We start from the raw sequence: 21622 nt of genomic DNA on the forward strand, positions 1-21622 counted from the left end.
CTATAAGAAATACAAAATCAGACTGAACTTATTCGCTTTTTTCGGAAGTAAAGGAGAAGATTCCGGAGAAAGCGAATTAGCTTATGAAGATATTAAGGAAAAAGGCTGGTTGGGGGAATATCGAATTTATGATTTGATATTCACGAAAGGAGTTAGCATGGAAAGTATTATTGAACAGTTTATAAACGGCCTGCGGTCGGGAAGTATATATGCTTTAATAGCCCTTGGTTATACAATGGTTTATGGTATAGCCAAGATGATAAATTTTGCCCATGGAGATATTATCATGGTAGGTGCTTATGTTCTTTATGTGAGCATAACAGATTTTAAAATGCCGGTTATAGCAGCGGTTATATTTACTATAGCTATATGTGCCCTGTTAGGTATTTTTATTGAAAAAGTTGCTTATAAACCTTTAAGAAAGGCTCCGCCCTTAGCGGTATTAATAACTGCCATAGGTGTAAGTTATTTACTGCAGAGTGTGGCGCAATTAATCTTCACAGCAAATTCCATAACCTTTAAATCAATTATCAATCTGGAAGCTGTTCATATCGGGGGCATTACTATTCCTGGTATTACCATTGTAACGCTGGTTGTAACGTCTGTTTGTATGATAGCACTTACACTTTTTATTAATAAGACCAAAATGGGAAGTGCTATGAGAGCAGTTTCAGAGGATAAAGCAGCAGCTCAGTTGATGGGTATTAACGTAAATCGTACGATTTCAGTTACCTTTGCTATCGGTTCTGCTTTAGCAGCCGTAGCGGGAATTATGTTCATATGTCAGTTTCAATCTATAAAACCTACCCTTGGAGCTTTACCGGGTATTAAAGCCTTTGTTGCAGCAGTTCTTGGCGGTATCGGAAGCGTTCCGGGTGCTATGCTTGGAGGAGTGCTTCTGGGTGTCATCGAAAGCTTATCAAAAGCGTATCTTTCAACAGAACTATCTGATGCCATCGTATTCGGTGTATTGGTTATTGTTCTCCTGGTTAAGCCATCCGGACTTCTTGGAAAGAACCGTATAGAGAAAGTGTAGGAAAGAAGTAGTGGGAAAATTAAGAAAATAATTTTCACACACATGCTTGTACTTTGGAAATCTTCGGTGCAAACATGAGGTGCATTGGAAAGGACATGGTTATTTATATGGGAAAAAATATGAGTAGAAAAGCGCAAAGCATTTTTACATTGAGTAATTTAATAAAATTATTGGTCATTATAGCAATCTATCTTGTTATTATGGCGGTTATGGAAGGGGATTTTGCCACCAGACATTTTAAATCCCTTCTTGTACCCATCGGTATTAATATTATTTTAGCGGTTTCATTAAATATCACCACCGGTTTCTTGGGTGAACTCTCCTTGGGACATGCCGGTTTTATGGCTATCGGCGCATATTCCGGAGCATTATTTACGATCTTTGCCGAGAACCACACAGGACTTCCGGCACCACTTGCTTTCCTCTTAGGTATTATAATCGGAGGTATTATGGCTGCGGTATTCGGCGTAGTCATCGGAATCCCGGTTTTACGTCTAAAAGGTGATTATCTGGCTATTGTTACACTGGCATTTGGCGAAATTGTCCGTGCCATTATTAATTTCTTAGGGGTTACAGGGGGAGCCAAAGGTTTAAATGGTATTCCCAGATACACCAATTATAAGTGGACTTATGCATTGGTCATCATTACAATCATTCTTTTATCCAATTTTGTAAAATCCCGTCATGGCAGGGTTATCAGTTCTATCAGAGATAATGCTATTGCATCGGAGTCCATTGGTATCAAGGTAAGTAATTATAAGATAATGGCCTTCGTTATAGCAGCTTTCTTCGCCGGAGTGGCAGGTGTTCTTTTCGGGTCTAACTTAAGTATACTAAAGCCTGGTAATTTTGATTATAATAAATCTATTGAGATATTAGTTATCGTAGTTCTTGGCGGTATGGGAAGCATTAAAGGTTCCGTTATCGCTGCAATTGTACTTACTCTGCTACCCGAGTTCTTAAGAGGAGCCAGCAATTACAGAATGCTCCTTTATGCATTGGCACTTATCATCATAATGCTGTTTAATTCTTCTGAGATTCGTCAGAGGCTTGAGGATTCCGGGAAGCTTCCCAGATTACCGAAGTTAAAAGCAAGAGTGAAATAGGAAGGAGAGGATAACTTTGAGTTTATTAGAGGTAAAGAATTTAGGAATCTCCTTTGGAGGCTTAAGAGCGGTAGACAATGTGAACCTTTCCATTGAAAAGGGGCAGCTCTATGGATTAATAGGACCAAACGGTGCCGGAAAAACAACGATATTTAATCTGCTAACCGGTGTATATAGACCTACAGATGGAGCCATCAAACTGGATGGTGTGGACTTAGTAGGTAAGATGCCTTCCGAAATCTGCAAGGCAGGTATTGCTAGAACTTTTCAGAATATACGTTTATTTAAGAAAATGACGGTTTTGGATAATGTAAAGACAGCCCTTCATAACCAATGCCATTACACACTGGCAGAAAGTCTTTTTCATCTGGGTTCTTATTTTAAGAAGGAACAAAGTATGGATGAAAAGGTACTTGAAATTCTTAAGGTATTCGATTTGGACAAAGAAGCTGACTACATGGCCGGCAATCTTCCCTATGGTAAGCAGCGTAAGTTAGAAATCGCCAGAGGTCTTGCCACCAATCCGAAGCTTTTACTGTTAGATGAACCGGCAGCCGGTATGAACCCGAATGAAACAGCAGAGCTTATGGATACCATACAGATTGTCAGGGAACGCTATGGAATTACCATATTATTAATTGAACACGATATGAAGCTTGTGTCAGGAATTTGCGAAAAGATACTGGTGCTGAATTTCGGAACAGAATTGGCAGCAGGAACACCGGATGAGGTCTTAAATAATCCGGAAGTTATAACCGCATATCTTGGAGAGTAAAGGAGAGGCACCATGGCAATGTTAAAAATAGAAGACCTGAATGTATATTATGGAGTTATTCAGGCGTTAAAGGGAGTATCCTTTGAAGTGGAAGAAGGGGAAGTAATTGCCTTAATCGGAGCAAACGGTGCCGGCAAGACAACAATTCTTCATACAATTACAGGGTTAATCGGAGCAAAGTCTGGACATATCCTTTTTGAGGGTAAGGAACTTACGAAAACTCCGGCTCATAAAATTGTAACAATGGGAATGGCTCATGTTCCGGAAGGCAGAAGAGTATTCCAGGAATTGACCGTTTATGAGAATCTTAAGATGGGAGCCTATACCAGAAAAGACAAAGGGGAAATTGAAAGTACCCTTGAGAAGGTTTATAACAGATTCCCGAGGCTTAAAGAGCGCAGAAATCAGATTGCAGGTACCTTAAGCGGTGGTGAGCAACAGATGTTGGCTATGGGAAGAGCATTAATGTCGCAGCCCAGAATTATTCTAATGGATGAACCCTCTATGGGGTTATCCCCCTTGTTTGTGTCTGAAATATTTGATATTATAAGAGAAATCAGTGAGAGCGGCACAACAGTCCTTTTGGTTGAACAGAATGCAAAAAAAGCATTATCCATTGCTACCAGAGCATATGTTTTAGAGACAGGTAAAATAGTGCTGGAAGGAAAGGCAAATGAGCTTTTAAATGATGATTCTGTAAAGAAAGCATATTTAGGCGAGTAAGCTGGGAGAAAAGTATATTCCCACACACTGAGAAGCATGTTCGCTCGTGTTTTAAATGCGCCGGCAACATAAAAGGTGAAGGAGGAATTTATATGGAGAATATTGTTATTACGATAGCCAGGGGCTATGGCAGTGGTGGCAGGACCATGGGGCAGATGTTAGCGGAGGAACTGGGAGTCCACTACTATGACAGAGAGCTGATGCGGCTGGCATCCGATGAAAGCGGTATTAATGAGGAGCTTTTTGGGAAGGCGGACGAACAGCTGAAACAGAGCCTGCTCTATCGCATTGCCAGAAAAGAATATAGTGGTGAATTGATTCCGCCAGACAGAGAAGATTTTGTTTCCAATGATAATTTATTCACTTATCAAGCCAAAGTAATCAGAAAACTGGCAGAGGAAGAATCCTGTGTCATTGTTGGAAGATGTGCGGATTATATATTAAGAGATCTGGATAATGTGGTAAAGGTATATGTTCACGCATCTTTAGAGGATTGTGTAAAGAGGCTGGAAGGCATGTCCAGTCAGTCACCGAAAGAGTTGGAAAAGAAGATTCTGGAAACAGACAAAAGGAGAGCCGCTTATTATCGGTATTACACAGGCAGGGACTGGGAGAATGCCGGAAATTATGATCTATGTTTAAATAGTAAGCGCTTAGGCTTTGATAAATGTGTAAGGATTGTAAAAGATTATCTGGATATTCGATTTGGAAAATAATATGGAAGGAGCAGACTGACTTTCCGGAGTACACTAATACATTTTGGTGTATGAGGGGAGCAGGCTGCTCTTTTTATATTTACATGAATTTTTATGAAAAAAAATGAATTAGTACGTAGGCATGACTTGTAATGAAAGATGGCATTATGCTATACTGATAAAAATAAAAATTAAGATATGAGAAAGAGATTGTTTCAATGAAAAATACCTCATTGGAACGAAGAAAGCTGGATTGAAAGACAATATAATACTTGAAAGGACGCCACATAAGTGGCAGTATTGCAGGTCAGACTGCGATTCAAAGGGTGCTAAGTATGATTTCTGAAAAGATGAGTGTTATGGTAAAAAACAGTTCAATAACCAGGGCTATGTTTGAAGAAGGTAAACGTCTTGCAGCAATTTACGGCAAGGAAAATGTATATGATTTTAGCCTTGGCAACCCTAGCGTACAGCCGCCAGTTTCCGTAAAAGAAGCTCTAATTGATATAATTTCAAATGAAGACACTACTTTTGTTCATGGATATATGAACAATTCAGGATATGAGGATGTAAGAGAGAAGATAGCAACAAAGCTGAACCAAGTACATGGTACCTCCTTCCATACCAATAATATTATAATGACAGTGGGTGCTGCCGGCGGACTGAATGTAATCCTAAAGACGTTAATCAATCCCGGTGATGAAGTGGTTACCTTTGCACCTTTTTTTGGTGAGTATAAAAATTATGCCGATAATTATGATGCCAAGCTTGTAGTAATCAGTCCTGATAAGGAAACCTTCCTGCCGAACTTAAAAGAATTGGAAGAAAAGCTTACGAAAGCCACAAAAGCAATTATTGTCAATACACCTAATAATCCTACCGGTGTAGTATATTCGGAGGAGACTATTATAGAACTTTCAAAAGTACTGGAAAAGAAGCAGCAGGAGTTTGGAACAAACATCTACCTGATTTCCGATGAACCCTACAGAGAACTGGTTTATGGGGATGTCTTCGTTCCTTATATCACAAAATATTATAGAAATACCATTGTCGGTTATTCCTACAGTAAATCTCTTTCATTACCCGGTGAACGTATTGGTTATCTTGTAATACCTACGGAAGTGGATGATTATGAAGAGATTTTTGCAGCTGCAAGTGTTGCCACCAGAATTCTGGGATATGTAAATGCACCTTCCCTTATACAGAGAGTAGTCGCAAGATGCCTGGATTCAGAAGTAGATGTATCAGTATATAATGAGAACAGAGAACTGCTTTATGGCAGCCTGAAAGAATATGGTTATTCCTGTGCCAAACCGGAAGGAGCTTTTTATCTCTTTGTAAAGACTTTGGAAGAAGACGATAAAGCTTTTTGCGAAAAGGCAAAAAAGCATAATATCCTTATAGTGCCAGGTTCTGCCTTTGGCTGTCCCGGATACTGCCGTATTGCTTATTGTGTAAGCAAGAAAACCATAGAAGGGGCATTACCCCATTTTAAGAAGCTATACGAAGAATATAAGGAAGCAGAAGCCAAATAATCAGAGTTATTTGTTAAGACAGAAAAGAGGTTATTATGAAGCAGTGGGAAGAGAATTTCAGGAAAGTTGTTCCATATGTCCCCGGAGAGCAGCCGAACCAGCCTGGGATGATAAAGCTAAATACCAATGAAAATCCATATCCGCCTTCACCCAATGTGAAAAAGGCTATGGATGAATTTGACATGGACAAATTAAGGTTATATCCGGATATTTCTTCTACAATATTAGTGGAAGCTCTTGGAGAAACTTATGGGTTAAACAAAGATCAGATTTTTGTAGGGGTCGGATCAGATGATGTTCTGGCAACCGCTTTTTTGACTTTCTTTAATGGGACAGAGCCGATTCTTTTCCCGGATATCAGCTATTCCTTTTATGAAGTCTGGGCACAGCTTTATCATATTCCTTATGTGACTCCTTCCTTAATGGAAGATTTCACAATAAAAAGAGAGGATTATTATAGAAAGAACGGCGGTATTGTGATAGCAAATCCCAATGCTCCAACTTCTCTTAGTTTAGGAATTGATGCCATAAAGGATATTTTAGAGCATAATAAGGAGTCTGTTGTTATCATTGATGAGGCCTATGTGGATTTTGGCGGTGAGAGCTCGCTGCCCTTATTAAAGGATTATGAAAATCTTTTGATTGTACAGACCTTTTCGAAATCCTACTCTATGGCTGGAATACGGATAGGCTATGCCTTTGGTGCCCCTTCTCTAATCAAAGCGATGAATGATGTGAAGTATTCTTATAATTCCTATACCATGAATCAGCCTTCCCTATATTATGGAACAGAGGCGGTAAAGGATACGAAGTACCATAAAGAAACCCTTGAAAAAATAATGAAGACAAGAACCTGGGTGGCAGAAAGTCTGAAGAACCTCGGATTTAAGGTTATACCCTCCTCTGCCAACTTTCTCTTTGTCTCCCATGAGGAAGTACCGGCAGAAAAAATCTACGAAGAACTAAGAGCGAAGAAAATATATATCCGCCATTTTAAGAAACCAAGAATCGATAATTATTTGAGAATAACCATTGGAACCGATAGAGAAATGGAAGTTTTCCTTGCTGCCATTACAGAGGCTATATAAACCTCTATTTTGACTATTGCTTGTAATTGTGTTATGATATACATTAATTTGATTATTAAAGGAGGACCCAGCCATGGATATGGAGACAGGCAAAATAGCTGCAGAGAATGGCAGTGATAATAATCCGGCTGATAATGAGATCATTTCAAAGAATTTTATTGAACAGATCATAGAGAAAGATATAAAGGAAGGACGTTGTACAACAGTAGTAACACGTTTTCCGCCAGAACCCAATGGTTATCTTCATATAGGACATGCCAAATCCATTCTGTTAAATAACGGACTTGCCAGAGAATATGGCGGCAGATTCAATCTTAGATTTGACGATACGAATCCTACCAAGGAAAAGACAGAATTCGTTGAATCCATTATTGCCGATGTTAAGTGGATTGGCGGAGAGTTTGAAGACAGGCTGTTCTTTGCATCCGATTATTTTGACCAGATGTATGAAGGGGCATTAAAGCTAATAAAAAAAGGAAAAGCCTATGTCTGTGATTTAAGTCCTGATGAAATCAGAGAATATAGAGGGACTTTAACAGAGCCCGGTAAGGAGAGTCCTTACAGAAATCGAAGCATAGAAGAGAACTTAAAGCTGTTCGTAGAGATGAAAGAAGGCAAGTACGAAGACGGTTCTAAGGTCCTTCGGGCAAAGATAGATATGGCATCACCCAATATTAATATGAGAGACCCCATTATCTATCGTATAGCAAGGATGACCCACCATAATACCGGTGATAAATGGTGTATTTATCCTATGTATGATTTCGCTCATCCAATAGAGGACGCTATTGAAGGAATTACACATTCTATCTGTACCTTGGAATTCGAAGATCACAGACCTCTTTATGACTGGGTTGTTACAGAACTGGAATATGAGAATCCTCCGAAACAGATAGAATTTGCCAAGATGTACCTGACCAATGTAATAACCGGTAAGCGTTATATTAAGAAGCTGGTAGAAGAGGGCATTGTAGATGGCTGGGATGATCCAAGACTTGTTTCCATTAGTGCCTTAAGAAGAAGAGGCTTTACTCCGGAATCCATTAAGATGTTTATGGAATTGTGCGGAGTGTCAAAGAGCCAGAGTTCAGTGGATTATTCCATGTTAGAATATTGTATCAGAGAAGACTTGAAGCTGAAAAGACCCCGTGCTATGGCAGTTTTAGATCCGGTCAAGCTGGTAATTACCAATTATCCGGAAGATATTACTGAATTTATGGAAGTTCCTAATAATCAGGAAAATGAAGAGATGGGTAATAGGGTAGTACCTTTTAGCAGAGAACTATACATAGACAGAGAAGATTTTAAGGCCGAGCCTCCCAAGAAATATTTCAGATTATTCCCGGGAAATGAAGTAAGACTTATGAATGCTTATTTTGTAACCTGTACCGATTATATAGCAGATGAAAATGGAGTTGTAACAGAGATACATGCCACCTATGATCCTAAGACCAGAAGCGGGTCCGGTTTTAACGAAAGAAAGGTTAAGGGAACCATTCACTGGGTAGATGCAAGAACATCTGTTAAGGCAGAAGTTAGATTATATGAAAATATTGTTGATGAAGAAAAGGGCGTATACAATGAAGACGGCAGTCTTAATCTGAATCCCAACTCCATCACAGTACTAAAGGACTGCCGCATCGAACATAGTGTAGAAGATGCAAAAGCCTATGACAGTTTTCAATTTTTAAGACACGGCTATTTTTGTGTGGATTCGAAAGATTCTGCCAAAGACCATCTGGTATTTAACAGAATAGTTTCGCTTAAAAGCTCATATAAGCCTGATTAATACATTATGTGAATGATTTTTATTTGAAGGCGCTCGGCGCCACATGGAGGGATAAAATGGCCAATATATTTTCAGGACTTGAAGAATTCGGACTTGGAAAAATGTCCAATATGGATGTATACGCAACTGATGATAAGGGGAAAAAAACAGAACAGTCAGGAACAGAAGAAAAAGCACAGGTAGTTGAGTCAGATTTTATTTTTGATAAAACCTATACCTGTCCGGTTTGTGATAAGGGATTTAAGACGAAAACAGTAAAGACCGGTAAGGTGAAACTGATATCCGCTGATACGGACTTAAGACCGAAATACCAGCATATGGATTCACTAAAATATGATGTAATAGCATGCCCTCACTGCGGATATGCTGCCTTAAACCGATTTTTTAACTATATGACCTCCCAGCAGGCGAAATTAATAAAAGAAAATATCACAGCTTCCTTTAAAGGAATGGCTCCGGAAGGGGAGGTCTTAACATATGATGAGGCTATTTCCCGTCACAAGCTGGCCCTTGTTAATGCTATAGTGAAAAAGGGAAAGATAAGTGAGAGAGCTTATACATGCCTTAAGACAGCCTGGCTCCTTCGTGGAAAAGCAGAAGCTTTGGCAGAGCAGGAAGAAACCGATGAAATCAGAAAAGAACGTAAGAACCTTCAAGAGGAGGAATTTGAATTCATAAAGAATGCCTGTGAAGGCTTTATGGAGGCATTTTCGAAGGAATCCTTCCCTATGTGCGGTATGGATGAAAATACTATGATGTATTTAATCGCAGACCTTGCCAGAAGAAGTGGCAAGATTGATGAGTCCAGCAGATGGATTTCCAGAGTATTAATCTCAAGGGATGCCAATGAGCGTATTAAAGCAAAGGCTAGAGAGTTAAAGGATTTATTAAAACAGGAATAGTATGAATTATAAAGGACATAATTCATACACAAGAATGCGCCTGCGAAATCCTCGGCGCATTCTTGAGGCGCGTTGGAAAAGAGCATGTTGATAGTATGAATAATTGAAAAGAATAATTCATAATAGGCAGCTATAAGAAGGGTGATATTAATCTTATGGCTGCCTTAATGTATTTATAGAAGATTAATTTCCTTTTTCATAGACGCTGTTAGTCTTTGTCATAGCTCTTGGAAGAGCATCTTTTGAATTTTTCCAGGGTTCATTTACATAACGGTAATCGAATTTATCAATAAACCATTCCAGATCATCCCGTACCCGCTTCATATTGTCAAAATATATCTTGTTTAAATCCTTACGAAAACTCTCCGCTTTCTCTCCGCTAAGGTGCTTGTCCGCTTCCTGGAATAAGAGGCCATAATGCTCGGTACAAAAGCCTTTGGAAGCTTTTAATTTATCAATAAAGGCACTGTCATGTTCAAAGAGGTAGAATACGGTTGTAATGTAAAGATTGAACATGTTATCAATCTTATTGCAGACGTAGCAGGAGCTTACTATATTATCTGTATATTCTTTTACAGGAGTAGTCTCCGTATTCTTTTTAAAAAGAGAAGGCCCTTTACCTTTCTTAGCGGAAAGGCCCTCTAAGTCCTTAATCGTCTTATCCATGTGGGTCTTTAGCATAAGGGCCAGCCCAAGACGGTTCTTATTCTCATAAAGCTTACCCAGATGATAATTGCAGAATCCGATTTTATCCGTTTCAGCTCTTACATCATCTTCCATGTAGCTGGGACCCATGGTGAATTCCACCGCATTGTTTTCAAGTGTTTTTTTCATAAAACATATCGGGCATTCGCAGTCACTGTCAAAAGCATCATTGACCGGTATGGTGTACAATTTTTCTTTCATTTTATATACCTGATAATCCTTTCTGGTATTCATAGTTCCTATTGCAATAAGTATAGCATGGCCCAGTTAATTGTACAATGAATTATTCATTCCCCCAGGTATAACAAAGAGTAAATATTCCCATATTAAGTAAGGTGAACTTCTGCAGAGTAAATATATAGTTTTAAAGTATTTGTTATATTGTAACTATAAAAAAGTGAGAAAAAATGAGATATTAAGAATAAAATGGAGCTAAAGTTAAATATTATCGAAAATAAAGCGTATTTTAAAGAAAAGTATGGTTGCATAATAAAGGCAAATTTACTAATATATCTTTATCGGTTAGCACTCAATTCGAGTGAGTGCTAATAAAATTCAAAAAATGCCTTTTTAAATGAAATATTGATATCATAAGGAGGAAATAAAAATGAAGTTAGTACCATTAGGAGACAAAGTGGTTTTAAAGCAGCTTGTAGCTGAAGAGACAACAAAGTCAGGTATCGTATTACCTGGTCAGGCAAAAGAGAAACCCCAGCAGGCTGAAGTTGTAGCAGTAGGTCCTGGCGGTGTTGTAGATGGAAAAGAAGTAACCATGCAGGTTAAAGTTGGAGATAAGGTTATATTCTCCAAATATTCCGGTACTGAAGTGAAATTAGAAGAAGTAGAATATATTGTTGTAAAGCAGAACGATATCGTTGCTGTTGTTGAAGATTAGTTTGAATTATCGAGAAGTATAGATCATAACTGTGTCTGAGAGTCTAGACCCAATGATTCGCGGGAGGAAAAGACATAGCAGTTTACGGAACATTAATTTAAATCAGGAGGTTATAAAAATGGCAAAAGAAATTAAACATGGTGCAGAAGCCAGAGCAGCTCTGGAAAATGGCGTTAATTTATTAGCAAATACAGTAAAAGTTACTTTAGGACCCAAAGGAAGAAATGTTGTATTAGATAAATCCTACGGCGCACCTTTGATTACAAACGACGGTGTTACGATTGCAAAAGAAATTGAATTAGAAGATGCTTTCGAAAATATGGGCGCTCAATTAGTAAAAGAAGTTGCTACAAAGACAAATGATGTAGCTGGTGATGGTACAACAACCGCTACTGTTCTTGCACAGGCTATGATTAATGAAGGTATTAAGAATCTGGCTGCCGGCGCAAACCCTATCATCTTAAGAAAAGGTATGCAAAAGGCAACTGACAGTGCAGTAGATGCTATCTTAAAGATGAGCTCCAAGCTTAACGGCAAGGCACAGATTGCAAGAGTAGCTGCAATTTCTGCCGGTGATGATGCAGTTGGTGAGATGGTAGCTGACGCTATGGAGAAAGTTTCCAATGATGGAGTTATCACAATTGAAGAATCCAAAACAATGAAGACAGAGTTAGACCTGGTTGAAGGTATGCAGTTTGACAGGGGTTACATCTCCGCTTACATGGCTACTGACATGGACAAAATGGAGGCTAATTTAGACAATCCATATATCTTAATCACAGATAAGAAGATATCCAACATTCAGGATATTCTCCCTGTATTAGAGCAGATCGTTCAATCCGGTGCAAGACTTTTAATTATTGCTGAGGATGTGGAAGGCGAAGCTTTAACAACTTTAATCGTAAATAAATTAAGAGGAACTTTCAGCGTAGTTGCTGTTAAGGCTCCCGGCTATGGTGACAGAAGAAAAGAAATGCTTCAGGATATCGCTGTTTTAACAGGCGGTACTGTTATTTCTGATGATTTAGGTCTTGACTTAAAAGAAACTACACTGGATCAGTTAGGACGCGCAAAATCTGTTAAAGTTCAGAAAGAGAATACAATCATAGTTGACGGTGAGGGTGAGAAGAGAAATATTGATGCCAGAATCGCACAAATAAGAGCACAGATAGAAGAAACAACATCTGATTTTGATAGAGAAAAATTACAGGAAAGACTTGCGAAGTTAGCAGGCGGCGTTGCTGTTATCCGTGTAGGTGCTGCAACTGAAACAGAAATGAAAGAGAAAAAACTTCGTATGGAAGATGCTCTTGCAGCAACAAGAGCAGCTGTAGAAGAAGGTATCGTAGCAGGCGGCGGTTCCGCATACATCCACGCATCCAAGGAAGTTGCTAAGTTAGCAGCTACTTTAGAAGGTGATGAGAAAACCGGTGCTAACATTATCTTAAAAGCTCTGGAAGCTCCTCTTTACTGCATCGTATCCAATGCAGGATTAGAAGGTTCCGTAGTAACCAGCAAGGTAAAAGAGAAAGATCCCGGAGTTGGTTTCGATGCTTTAAAAGAAGAGTATGTAGACATGGTAGCTGCAGGAATCTTAGATCCCGCTAAGGTTACAAGAAGTGCTCTTCAGAATGCTACCAGCGTAGCATCCACATTATTAACAACTGAGTCAGTGGTTGCTAATATTAAGTCCAATGAACCTGCTATGCCTGCAGGTGCCGGCGGAATGGGCATGATGTAATTTTGAAATGAGCTAATTCCTAAAAGGGAGTCTGCATTTGCAGATTCCCTTTTTTCATAAGATTTTTATAAAGATATAAGAATTATTTTGGGAATAAGGCTTTTCCTTTCCTGGTTTTTTTAGTATAATACTCTTATAAATATGCCAATTCAGAGAATTGTCAGACGGCTGTCTAAAGTTAGCTATTCTTATGTTGTGTATTAGCTTACAGATCAAACTGCCGGGACAAAATAATACACTTAAATAAATTGGCATAAAATCAGGTCAGGAGGCAAAAAAATGAATGAGTTATATGCAGAGGCAGGAGTGAAACGGAAGGATACTGCCGGAACATATGCTTTAAGATTTTTATTAATATTTGCAGCAATTGTATTATTTTTCTTTTCTATGCGCAGCCAAATTCTACTGTTCATAGCAGCAATCGTAATCGTTGCAATTTTTTATTTTTTCCCAAGGCTTAGTCTGGAATATGAATATGTATTCTGTGACGGACAGTTGGACTTTGATAAGATAATGGGAAAAGCAAAGAGAAAGACCGATTTAAAGATAGATTTCGAGCAGGTTGAGGTAATGGCCCCTGTCGGTTCTCATGCATTGGATAGTTTCAATAATGGAAAATATGCAGTAAAGGATTATACCTCAAGAGATAAAAATGCAAAGCCCTATGTAATAATATATCGTCAGGGTGAAAAAAGTCTTAGGATTTTATTTGAGCCAAATGAGAAGATGTTAAGTTGTATAAAGATGAAACATCCCAGAAAGCTCGTTCAATATTAAAGATTAGAATAAAGTATAAGGGGATTATCTGTAAGCGGGACCGCTTCAGATAATCCTTTTTTTAATACAAAAAATAACATTGTATTATAATGAAAGACGTATGTTTATTCTGGAAAGACATCTTTTGAATTCTGTATGCTGTTGAGGGACAAAAACTGATTTTACTAGTTGACAAGCGGTATCTAATTGGTTATACTTTTAAAAATTAACAAAAAACCGAATAAATTATCAGAAAAGAAAGTGAGGAAAATAAGATGGGAACTATTATCGGTGATGGCATTACCTTTGATGACGTCTTGCTGGTACCTGCCTTTTCAGAAGTGATACCTAATGAAGTAGATGTATCAACTTATCTGACAAAGACAATTAAACTTAACATTCCTATGATGAGTGCAGGAATGGATACGGTAACAGAACACAGAATGGCTATAGCAATGGCCAGACAGGGCGGAATCGGTGTAATTCATAAAAACATGTCCATTGAAAAACAGGCAGAAGAGGTGGACAAGGTAAAAAGATCCGAGAACGGTGTTATTACAGATCCCTTTTATTTATCTCCGGAGCATACTTTGGAGGATGCCAATGAACTAATGGCAAAGTATCGTATCTCCGGTGTTCCTATTACAGAAGGTAAACGTTTGGTGGGTATTATTACAAACCGAGACCTTAAGTTTGAAACAGATTATTCTAAGAAAATTAAAGAGAGTATGACCTCAGAAGGCCTTATAACCGCACCTGTAGGAATTACATTGGATGAAGCAAAGAAAATACTTGCTTCCGCCAGAAAAGAGAAACTTCCTATAGTTGATAAAGACGGTAATTTATCCGGCCTTATTACCATTAAAGATATCGAGAAGCAGATAAAATATCCTTACTCTGCAAAGGATGCTCAGGGAAGACTTCTCTGCGCTGCGGCAGTAGGTATTACTGCAAATATCTTAGAGAGAGTAGAGGCACTGGTAAAATCGAAAGTAGATGCTATCGTTATTGATACAGCTCACGGTCATTCCGCTAATGTATTAAAAGTAGTACGTATGGTTAGAGATACTTACCCGGATCTTCAGATTATTGCCGGTAACATTGCAACCAAAGAAGCTACAGAGGATCTGATTAAAGCTGGTGTTAATGCCGTTAAAGTGGGTATCGGACCTGGTTCAATCTGTACTACAAGAGTAGTTGCGGGTATCGGCGTTCCTCAGGTAACCGCTATTATGGATTCCTATGAAGCTGCTAAGAAATATGGCATCCCGGTAATTGCAGATGGCGGCATTAAGTATTCAGGAGATATCACGAAGGCAATTGCAGCCGGAGCTAATCTCTGTATGATGGGAAGTATTTTCGCTGGCTGTGATGAAAGTCCCGGTGAATTCGAATTATTCCAGGGAAGAAAATATAAGGTTTACCGCGGCATGGGTTCTATTGCAGCGATGGAAAACGGAAGCAAGGATAGATATTTCCAGAGTAACGCTAAGAAGTTAGTACCGGAAGGTGTTGAAGGAAGAGTGGCTTACAAGGGTACGGTAGAAGATACTGTATTCCAATTAATCGGAGGACTTAGATCCGGTATGGGATATTGCGGAACTAAGACAATTGAAGACTTAAAGCAGAATGGAAGATTTGTAAAAATTTCTGCAGCTTCTCTGAAGGAAAGCCATCCTCATGATATTCATATCACAAAGGAAGCTCCTAACTACAGCGTAGAAGAATAATGTGAAAACCCTAATGCGTACCACAAAGGGAGTTAAACAATCATAATGATTAATATAGAAAAAGAAGCCTCAGCCTAATTTGGCTGTGGCTTCTTTTTCTTTTAAATAAGCAATAATATTATCTTTCAAGGTCTCCCAGGCATCCTCATGTTTTACATAATATAAAGGACATAGTTTTCCGGTTATATCATAGTGTCTTAATATATCTTCTCTATCCAGTCTAAATTTACTGCAGAGCCAGGCTGAAAGCGCCAGCAGGGAATCATAGGTCTTCTGGTTGAACTTACCGGTTGCATCCGGGTGGCAGCATTCAATGGAAATGGTGTCATTATTCCTATCATTGGATGCAAAGGATATTTCATCTAAAGGAATACATTGTATAATCTCGCCTTCCAATCCGATTACGAAATGACTGCTGGCAGAGATTTTAGTCTGAGACTTTAAATTCTCAAAATAATTCCTGTTTGCTTCTGCGGAAGTCCCGGGATTAGCAGTATAGTGAATTACAATTCCCCGTACCTTTTTCAGTGGTTCCTGGCATCTTGAATAATCGTTTGGTGTAAGCAGGTCTGCTGTTATGGGTGGAGGATCTATCGTGTAATAAGCGAAACCATAGAAATCTCCTCTTTGGTGTTTGATTACAGAAATCAGCATTACAGCAACAATAGCTGTCATTATCATACCTAGGCTGGTAACTACAGTGATGCGGAGCAGCCTATTCCGATGCCTTTTCCTGCGGCGTTTCTCCTTGGCAGTCATAAGTCAGAATTCCTTTAACTTTCTAGTGTTAATTTAGTATATATAGCATTTTCATTTTTTATTTTCATTACTCACAAGAAAATACAATAGATTTTAGAGAGAGATGGTAATTTCGCGGTTGATCGGCTGATACTTTCGGTAAGTGGTTCCGGTCGCATCTAGCATCTTTTTCGCAGCTCTTGTAGCATCGGTATTGGCATACTTGTCCGATAAGTAGATAATCTCTGAAATTCCCTTTTGAATAATTGCTTTTGTACACTCATTGCAGGGAAATAAGGTGACATAAAGCTTTGCACCCTTCATATATGGACCGGTGTAATTAAGAATTGCATTCATTTCAGCATGGCACACATAAAAGTATTTAGTGTCAAGAGGGTTTCCTTCCCGTTCCCAGGAGAATTCATCGTCAGAACAGCCAATTGGCATACCGTTATAACCAACAGAAAGTATTTTGTTATCTTCACTTACAATACAGGCACCTACGCTGGTGCTGGGATCTTTGCTTCGTTCAGCAGAAAAAATCGCAATGCCCATAAAATATTCATCCCAAGTTATATAGTCTTGCTTTTTCATTCCCTTATCCTCCTGTGACGCTCATCAGTTATAGAGTTATTTTAACATAGGGGGGAGGCAATGTAAAATTAAAATGTAGGTATTTAACTAAGATAGGTCTATGGGGGCGGACGATGGCCAGGGGAGATATTTTTAAGTTTTTCCCTCGGGAACCCATATTCCACTAAAGGTTTAGAAAATATAACTGACAGATAAATCAGTGCCAAACTCGCTGTGTTGATGTGGCTGTGGAAGTTTATAGCCGCTCAGACAGTGGCACTGGTTTATCTAGTTATGTTTTCTAAGCCTTAAGTGTCATAAGGAGCCCCTCGAGGAAAAACTTAGAAATATCTCCCCTGGCCATCTGTTTATATTCATATAATTTTGTAGGATTGGTTTATAAGATATCATGAAGGAGAGCATAGAGATGATTATAGAGCTATGGTTTTCTTCTTCTTCTTATTATTACGTTTCATGCAATGAAACGTAATGTGTAAAGGAAGAAAAAATATGGCGAAATAAAGGGTAAAAAAATGAAGGGGAGTCCGGTTATTTCAGTGATTTATTTGTAAAAATAGTACTAGAAGTTCACATTTTGCCCATTTTATGCGGCTTTTATGACTTTACAAAAACTTTACATTCAAAAAATATACCGATTACATAGGCATAGTAGAATGTAACCTGTAAGTAAGACAACTAAGAAACATAACAGGGGGATTCCCAATCAAGGAGGAAAAAATAATGAAGCTAAAAAATAAGGCTTTGGCAGTTCTTTTAACAATTGCACTTGTAGGTATTCTTGGAGGATGCGCTAAGACAAATAATACATCAGATTCCAATGCAACAACTCCTACAAAGGAAGCTACAGATACAGCAACCGATACACCTGCAGCAACAGATACACCTTCTACCGAAAATTTATCCGGTACAGTAACCATAACAGGTTCCACATCAGTTGATAAGATTTTAAATGATATGATTGATGAATTTACAGCAAATAATCCTGACGTAACTATTAATTATACAGGAACCGGTTCTTCTGCCGGTATTGCAGATTCCATTTCAGGAGCAAATGATATCGGTGCTTCTTCCAGAAATTTAAAAGATGACGAGAAGTCAGCTGGTTTAAAAGAAACAATATTTGCTTATGACGGTATTGCAATCGCAGTTAACCCTGCAAACCCCGTAACAGACATTTCTACAGAAAATCTTGCTAAGATATTCTCAGGCCAGATTACTAACTGGAAAGATGTTGGCGGAAATGATGCTAAGATCGTTGTCGTATCCAGAGAAGGTGCTTCCGGAACCAGAAGTGCATTTGAAGAACTTGTAAAATTAGAAGATGCCGGCGGATTAACCGAGGATGCTACAGTTGCTGAAGGAAATGGTAATGTTCAGACGGCAGTAGCCGGAAATGAAAATGCTATCGGATACGTATCCTTCTCCTTTATTGATAACACGGTAAAGGCGCTTACTGTAAATGGTGTTGAAGGAACTCCTGAAAATGCGAAATCCGGTGAGTATGTACTCTCAAGACCATTCTTATTCGTATACAATGACGCAAAAGCATCAGCTGCTGCAAAGGCCTTTGTAGAATTCGCATTAAGCGATGATGGTCAGGCATTTGTAGAGAAACACGGAGGAATAAAATTAGATAAATGATGAGCAAGAAAGTAAGCAATCAAAACAAGGCGGGCAAAGCAGTAGAATATACAGAAGTACTATTTCGAGTGATTTTTCTCCTAAGTGCGTTAGTCAGTGTTCTGAGCGTTGTTGCAATTATCGTCTTCGTATTCGCAAAAGGTTTAAAGCCTTTCTTCGGAAAAGATGCTTACAGCTTTCTCCAGTTTATAACCGGATTAAAATGGGATCCGAACAAAAATCTCTTCGGAATACTCTATATGATAGTAGGATCCTTGTTTGCAACCCTGGGCGCAATAGTGCTCGGGGTTCCAATCGGTTTATTGACAGCTGTATTTATCGCCGAGTTGGCACCTAAAAAGTTAGTTTCAGTTATTAAGCCGGGAATAGAATTATTAGCCGGCATTCCGTCCGTTATATACGGAGCCTTTGGCCTTGGTGTTATCGTACCCTTAATTAATAAAATATCCCCTACAGGACAGGGACAGTCATTACTGGCTGTTATCTGTGTTCTGACAATCATGGTACTGCCTACAATTATATCCTTAAGTGAGAGCAGCATTCGTGCAGTACCAAAATCATACAGAGAAGCATCCTATGGTCTGGGCGCTTCTAAGATACAGACAATCTTTCAGGCGGTTGTACCGGCAGCCCGTTCCGGAATATTAACCGCTACCGTCCTTGGTATTGGCAGGGCTATCGGAGAAACCATGGCAGTAATGATGATTGCAGGAAATAATATCGGCGGTCTGCCTACCAGTATTTTCTCGAAAGTAAGACCTTTGACCACAAACATTGCCATGGAAATGAGTTATGCTTCCGGAAGGCATCAGGATATGCTTTTTGCGACCGGAGTAATCCTTTTCACTTTCATTATGGTCATTAATTTTACATTAATCCGGCTGACAAAAAGGCTTGGAAATGAAGGCCCTTTAAGATAAGTACTTATTACGCCTGGGTAATCCCCGGTGTAAACTGGGGTGTTTAAAAGGTATGAAGGGTAGGTTGAAAAATAATTTTAGTTTTCAACCAGCGATTAAGGAGTCCAATTATTAGTTGGATATTCAGGGAGAGGTTTGGTCAAATGAATAATAAAAACTGGAACAATAGAAAAATGAAAGATGGTCTGCTAAGAAGTTTAATTTATCTGTCCACCGGAGTAACAATAAGTATCTTATTTATTATTATCGGTTTTGTCCTTTATAAGGGTTTACCAGGAATCAATGTTAATTTCCTGACAAGAAACTGGGAGGATAAAACTACTTTTGTTAACGTAAAAGCAGATGCTTCAAAAGCCGGAACAGACAACCAGGATTACATTGCTTCTCTCGGTATTACCGTAAAAGAAGGGGAGAAGAATCTGATTATCACAAAGATTGATAAGAAATCCGCAGTTCATAATGCAGCAAATTTAAAAAATGAGGCGTATGGGCTGAAAAAGGAAGACATTATCAGTAAAATAGGCAGTGATAACACAGCAGATATGTCCTACGCAGATGCCTTAAAGCTGTTGAAGGAAAGTGGCGGAACGCTGCGATTGAAAGTTGTTAGGCCCGGCGGTGGTATAGTACCAATGTTTGTTTCTACTATCTATATTATTTTGTTATCACTTGCAATTGCAGGACCCGTTGGTATCAGTGCGGCAATCTATCTGAATGAATATGCAAAACCCGGCAGAATATTAAACAGCATCCGTTTTGCGATTCAAAACCTGGCAGGAATACCTTCTATTATATATGGACTTTTTGGTATGCTCTTATTTGTGCAGACCTTAAAAATGCAGTATTCTATCTTAGCAGGCTCCCTTACTTTGAGCATTTTACTTCTTCCAACGATTATTTCAACCACAGAAGAAGCATTAAAAGAAATACCCAGGTCTTACAGAGAAGGTTCCTATGGACTGGGAGCAACGAAGTTGCAGACAATCGCAAAAATTATTCTGCCCGGTGCATTACCCGGAATTCTGGTTGCAGTTATTTTAAGTATCGGCAGAATTGTCGGAGAATCAGCAGCACTTATTTTTACAGCAGGTACGATTGCACAAATACCGGAAGGCCTGGTCGGTGGAAAGTCATCGGCTGCAACCTTAACCACCAAGATGTACTGGCTTATTAAGGAAACAGGTGATTTAAGCTCTGCAAGTTCAATCGCTGTAGTATTACTGATTCTTATCATTCTTTTAAATATCGCTTCAAAGATGATAACAAAGTCATTTTTAAAGAAAACCGGAAATGCCTAATAAATTAGAATTTTGACTATAAATAAAAGAGTGTTCAATTGATGATTGAATATTCAGAAAAGAGGTTATTTTGAGCGAAAAAGTGAAATTTACAGTCAGAGACCTGGATTTATTCTATGGAAACTTTCAGGCCCTTAAGAACATAAATATGAACATAGAACAGGGCAAGATTACAGCTTTTATAGGACCGTCAGGCTGTGGAAAATCTACCTTTTTAAAAACATTAAACAGAATGAATGACTTGGTTGAGGGAGTTAAGATTAATGGAGAAGTAACTCTTGATGGTGTGGATATCTATAAGGATTTTGATGCTATCATGTTAAGATCCAGAGTTGGTATGGTATTTCAGCAGCCCAATCCATTCCCAATGAGTATTTATGATAATGTAGCCTATGGTCCGAGAATACATGGAGTTAAGAAAAAGAGCGCTTTGGATGAAATAGTAGAGAAGTCTTTAAGACAGGCAGCTATTTGGGACGAAGTGAAAGATAAGTTAAAGAAAAGTGCTTTGGCAGTGTCCGGCGGACAGCAGCAGAGAATCTGTATTGCCAGAACACTTGCAATTGAACCGGAAGTTATTTTAATGGATGAACCGACTTCAGCACTTGACCCTATCTCAACTATTAAGATTGAAGATCTTGCTTCAGAATTAAAGAAGAACTATACTATCATTATAGTAACACATAATATGCAGCAAGCAGGACGTATATCGGATAAAACAGCCTTTTTCCTGACAGGAGAGGTGATAGAATACGGTGATACGGAGCAGATATTTAACAAACCGGTAAATAAAAAGACAGAAGATTATATAACAGGAAGATTTGGCTGATTCCATGAATCGTCAAACAGAAGCCGTCCGAAGAGAATACAAAAGTATGGATTTTAAGGATTTTGATAGAAATAATTTAAATAAATTTTACAGAAACTATAATTTACAGGAAATATTATAGCGTAT

20 protein-coding genes are annotated in these 21622 nt (G+C 38.6%); 17 read left to right on the forward strand and 3 right to left on the reverse strand.

From position 1 onward, the window contains the following. The first annotated feature begins 157 nt into the window (after window positions 1-157). The 9 genes from bsdcttw_RS03550 (at window position 158) to bsdcttw_RS03590 (ending at window position 9649) form a co-directional block, all read left to right on the forward strand. A complete protein-coding gene (locus bsdcttw_RS03550) occupies window positions 158-1036 on the forward strand; it encodes a branched-chain amino acid ABC transporter permease (protein WP_185258044.1) in 879 nt (292 codons plus the stop codon). Between the two features lie 119 nt (window positions 1037-1155). After that, entirely contained in the window at window positions 1156-2142 is a 987-nt protein-coding gene (locus bsdcttw_RS03555) for a branched-chain amino acid ABC transporter permease (protein ID WP_185258045.1), read from the forward strand. Between the two features lie 16 nt (window positions 2143-2158). Continuing rightward, entirely contained in the window at window positions 2159-2917 is a 759-nt protein-coding gene (locus bsdcttw_RS03560; RefSeq protein WP_185258046.1) for an ABC transporter ATP-binding protein, read from the forward strand. 12 nt (window positions 2918-2929) lie between these two features. After that, window positions 2930-3640: an ABC transporter ATP-binding protein gene (locus bsdcttw_RS03565; protein WP_185258047.1), complete on the forward strand. Its 711-nt coding sequence runs from the start codon at window positions 2930-2932 to the stop codon at window positions 3638-3640. A gap of 92 nt (window positions 3641-3732) precedes the next feature. Then, window positions 3733-4356 (forward strand): cytidylate kinase-like family protein, encoded by a 624-nt coding sequence (locus bsdcttw_RS03570; RefSeq protein WP_185258048.1) that lies wholly within the window; start codon window positions 3733-3735, stop codon window positions 4354-4356. Window positions 4357-4670: 314 nt separating this feature from the next. After that, the gene (locus tag bsdcttw_RS03575; protein WP_185259682.1) at window positions 4671-5870 is read left to right on the forward strand and encodes a pyridoxal phosphate-dependent aminotransferase; all 1200 of its coding nucleotides are present in this window, start codon (window positions 4671-4673) and stop codon (window positions 5868-5870) included. Window positions 5871-5905: 35 nt separating this feature from the next. Further along, a complete protein-coding gene (hisC, locus tag bsdcttw_RS03580; protein ID WP_185258049.1) occupies window positions 5906-6958 on the forward strand; it encodes a histidinol-phosphate transaminase in 1053 nt (350 codons plus the stop codon). A gap of 79 nt (window positions 6959-7037) precedes the next feature. Then, window positions 7038-8747, forward strand: coding sequence for a glutamine--tRNA ligase/YqeY domain fusion protein (locus bsdcttw_RS03585; RefSeq protein WP_185259683.1), 1710 nt, complete (start codon window positions 7038-7040; stop codon window positions 8745-8747). A 56-nt stretch (window positions 8748-8803) separates the two neighbouring features. Further along, window positions 8804-9649, forward strand: coding sequence for a DUF2225 domain-containing protein (locus bsdcttw_RS03590; protein WP_185258050.1), 846 nt, complete (start codon window positions 8804-8806; stop codon window positions 9647-9649). Window positions 9650-9832: 183 nt separating this feature from the next. On the opposite strand, the gene bsdcttw_RS03595 is transcribed toward bsdcttw_RS03590, so the two are convergent. Then, a complete protein-coding gene (locus bsdcttw_RS03595) occupies window positions 9833-10555 on the reverse strand; it encodes a DUF6062 family protein (RefSeq protein ID WP_185258051.1) in 723 nt (240 codons plus the stop codon). Between the two features lie 406 nt (window positions 10556-10961). Between bsdcttw_RS03595 and bsdcttw_RS03600 the strand changes: the two genes are divergently transcribed. The 4 genes from bsdcttw_RS03600 (at window position 10962) to guaB (ending at window position 15476) form a co-directional block, all read left to right on the forward strand. Then, window positions 10962-11249, forward strand: a complete 288-nt coding sequence (locus tag bsdcttw_RS03600; RefSeq protein WP_185258052.1) for a co-chaperone GroES — start codon at window positions 10962-10964, stop codon at window positions 11247-11249. 118 nt (window positions 11250-11367) lie between these two features. Beyond that, window positions 11368-12990 (forward strand): chaperonin GroEL, encoded by a 1623-nt coding sequence (groL, locus tag bsdcttw_RS03605; protein ID WP_185258053.1) that lies wholly within the window; start codon window positions 11368-11370, stop codon window positions 12988-12990. A 279-nt stretch (window positions 12991-13269) separates the two neighbouring features. Then, entirely contained in the window at window positions 13270-13767 is a 498-nt protein-coding gene (locus tag bsdcttw_RS03610) for a DUF6106 family protein (RefSeq protein ID WP_185258054.1), read from the forward strand. 254 nt (window positions 13768-14021) lie between these two features. Then, complete coding sequence (guaB, locus tag bsdcttw_RS03615) at window positions 14022-15476, forward strand: IMP dehydrogenase (RefSeq protein WP_185258055.1); 1455 nt, start codon at window positions 14022-14024, stop codon at window positions 15474-15476. Window positions 15477-15545: 69 nt separating this feature from the next. Here guaB and bsdcttw_RS03620 read toward each other — a convergent pair whose 3' ends face one another. Together bsdcttw_RS03620 and bsdcttw_RS03625 are read right to left on the reverse strand one after the other, a co-directional pair. Beyond that, complete coding sequence (locus tag bsdcttw_RS03620; protein WP_185258056.1) at window positions 15546-16235, reverse strand: peptidoglycan recognition protein family protein; 690 nt, start codon at window positions 16233-16235, stop codon at window positions 15546-15548. Between the two features lie 93 nt (window positions 16236-16328). Beyond that, the gene (locus tag bsdcttw_RS03625) at window positions 16329-16808 is read right to left on the reverse strand and encodes a deoxycytidylate deaminase (protein WP_185258057.1); all 480 of its coding nucleotides are present in this window, start codon (window positions 16806-16808) and stop codon (window positions 16329-16331) included. 720 nt (window positions 16809-17528) lie between these two features. Here bsdcttw_RS03625 and bsdcttw_RS03630 point away from each other — a divergent pair. The 4 genes from bsdcttw_RS03630 to pstB all read left to right on the forward strand — a co-directional run bounded on the left by bsdcttw_RS03630 (window position 17529) and on the right by pstB (window position 21496). Then, on the forward strand, window positions 17529-18449 hold the full coding sequence (locus tag bsdcttw_RS03630; protein WP_185258058.1) for a phosphate ABC transporter substrate-binding protein: 921 nt from the start codon (window positions 17529-17531) through the stop codon (window positions 18447-18449). Beyond that, a complete protein-coding gene (gene pstC / locus bsdcttw_RS03635; protein ID WP_185258059.1) occupies window positions 18446-19369 on the forward strand; it encodes a phosphate ABC transporter permease subunit PstC in 924 nt (307 codons plus the stop codon). The genes bsdcttw_RS03630 and pstC overlap by 4 nt, the downstream gene beginning before the upstream one ends. A 143-nt stretch (window positions 19370-19512) precedes the next feature. Next, window positions 19513-20667: a phosphate ABC transporter permease PstA gene (pstA, locus tag bsdcttw_RS03640; protein ID WP_225903782.1), complete on the forward strand. Its 1155-nt coding sequence runs from the start codon at window positions 19513-19515 to the stop codon at window positions 20665-20667. Window positions 20668-20737: 70 nt separating this feature from the next. Continuing rightward, window positions 20738-21496, forward strand: coding sequence for a phosphate ABC transporter ATP-binding protein PstB (gene pstB / locus bsdcttw_RS03645; RefSeq protein WP_197979822.1), 759 nt, complete (start codon window positions 20738-20740; stop codon window positions 21494-21496). Window positions 21497-21622 lie beyond the last annotated feature (126 nt).

Origin of the sequence: Anaerocolumna chitinilytica (assembly GCF_014218355.1) — a bacterium.
In the GTDB taxonomy this organism is placed as follows: domain Bacteria; phylum Bacillota; class Clostridia; order Lachnospirales; family Lachnospiraceae; genus Anaerocolumna; species Anaerocolumna chitinilytica.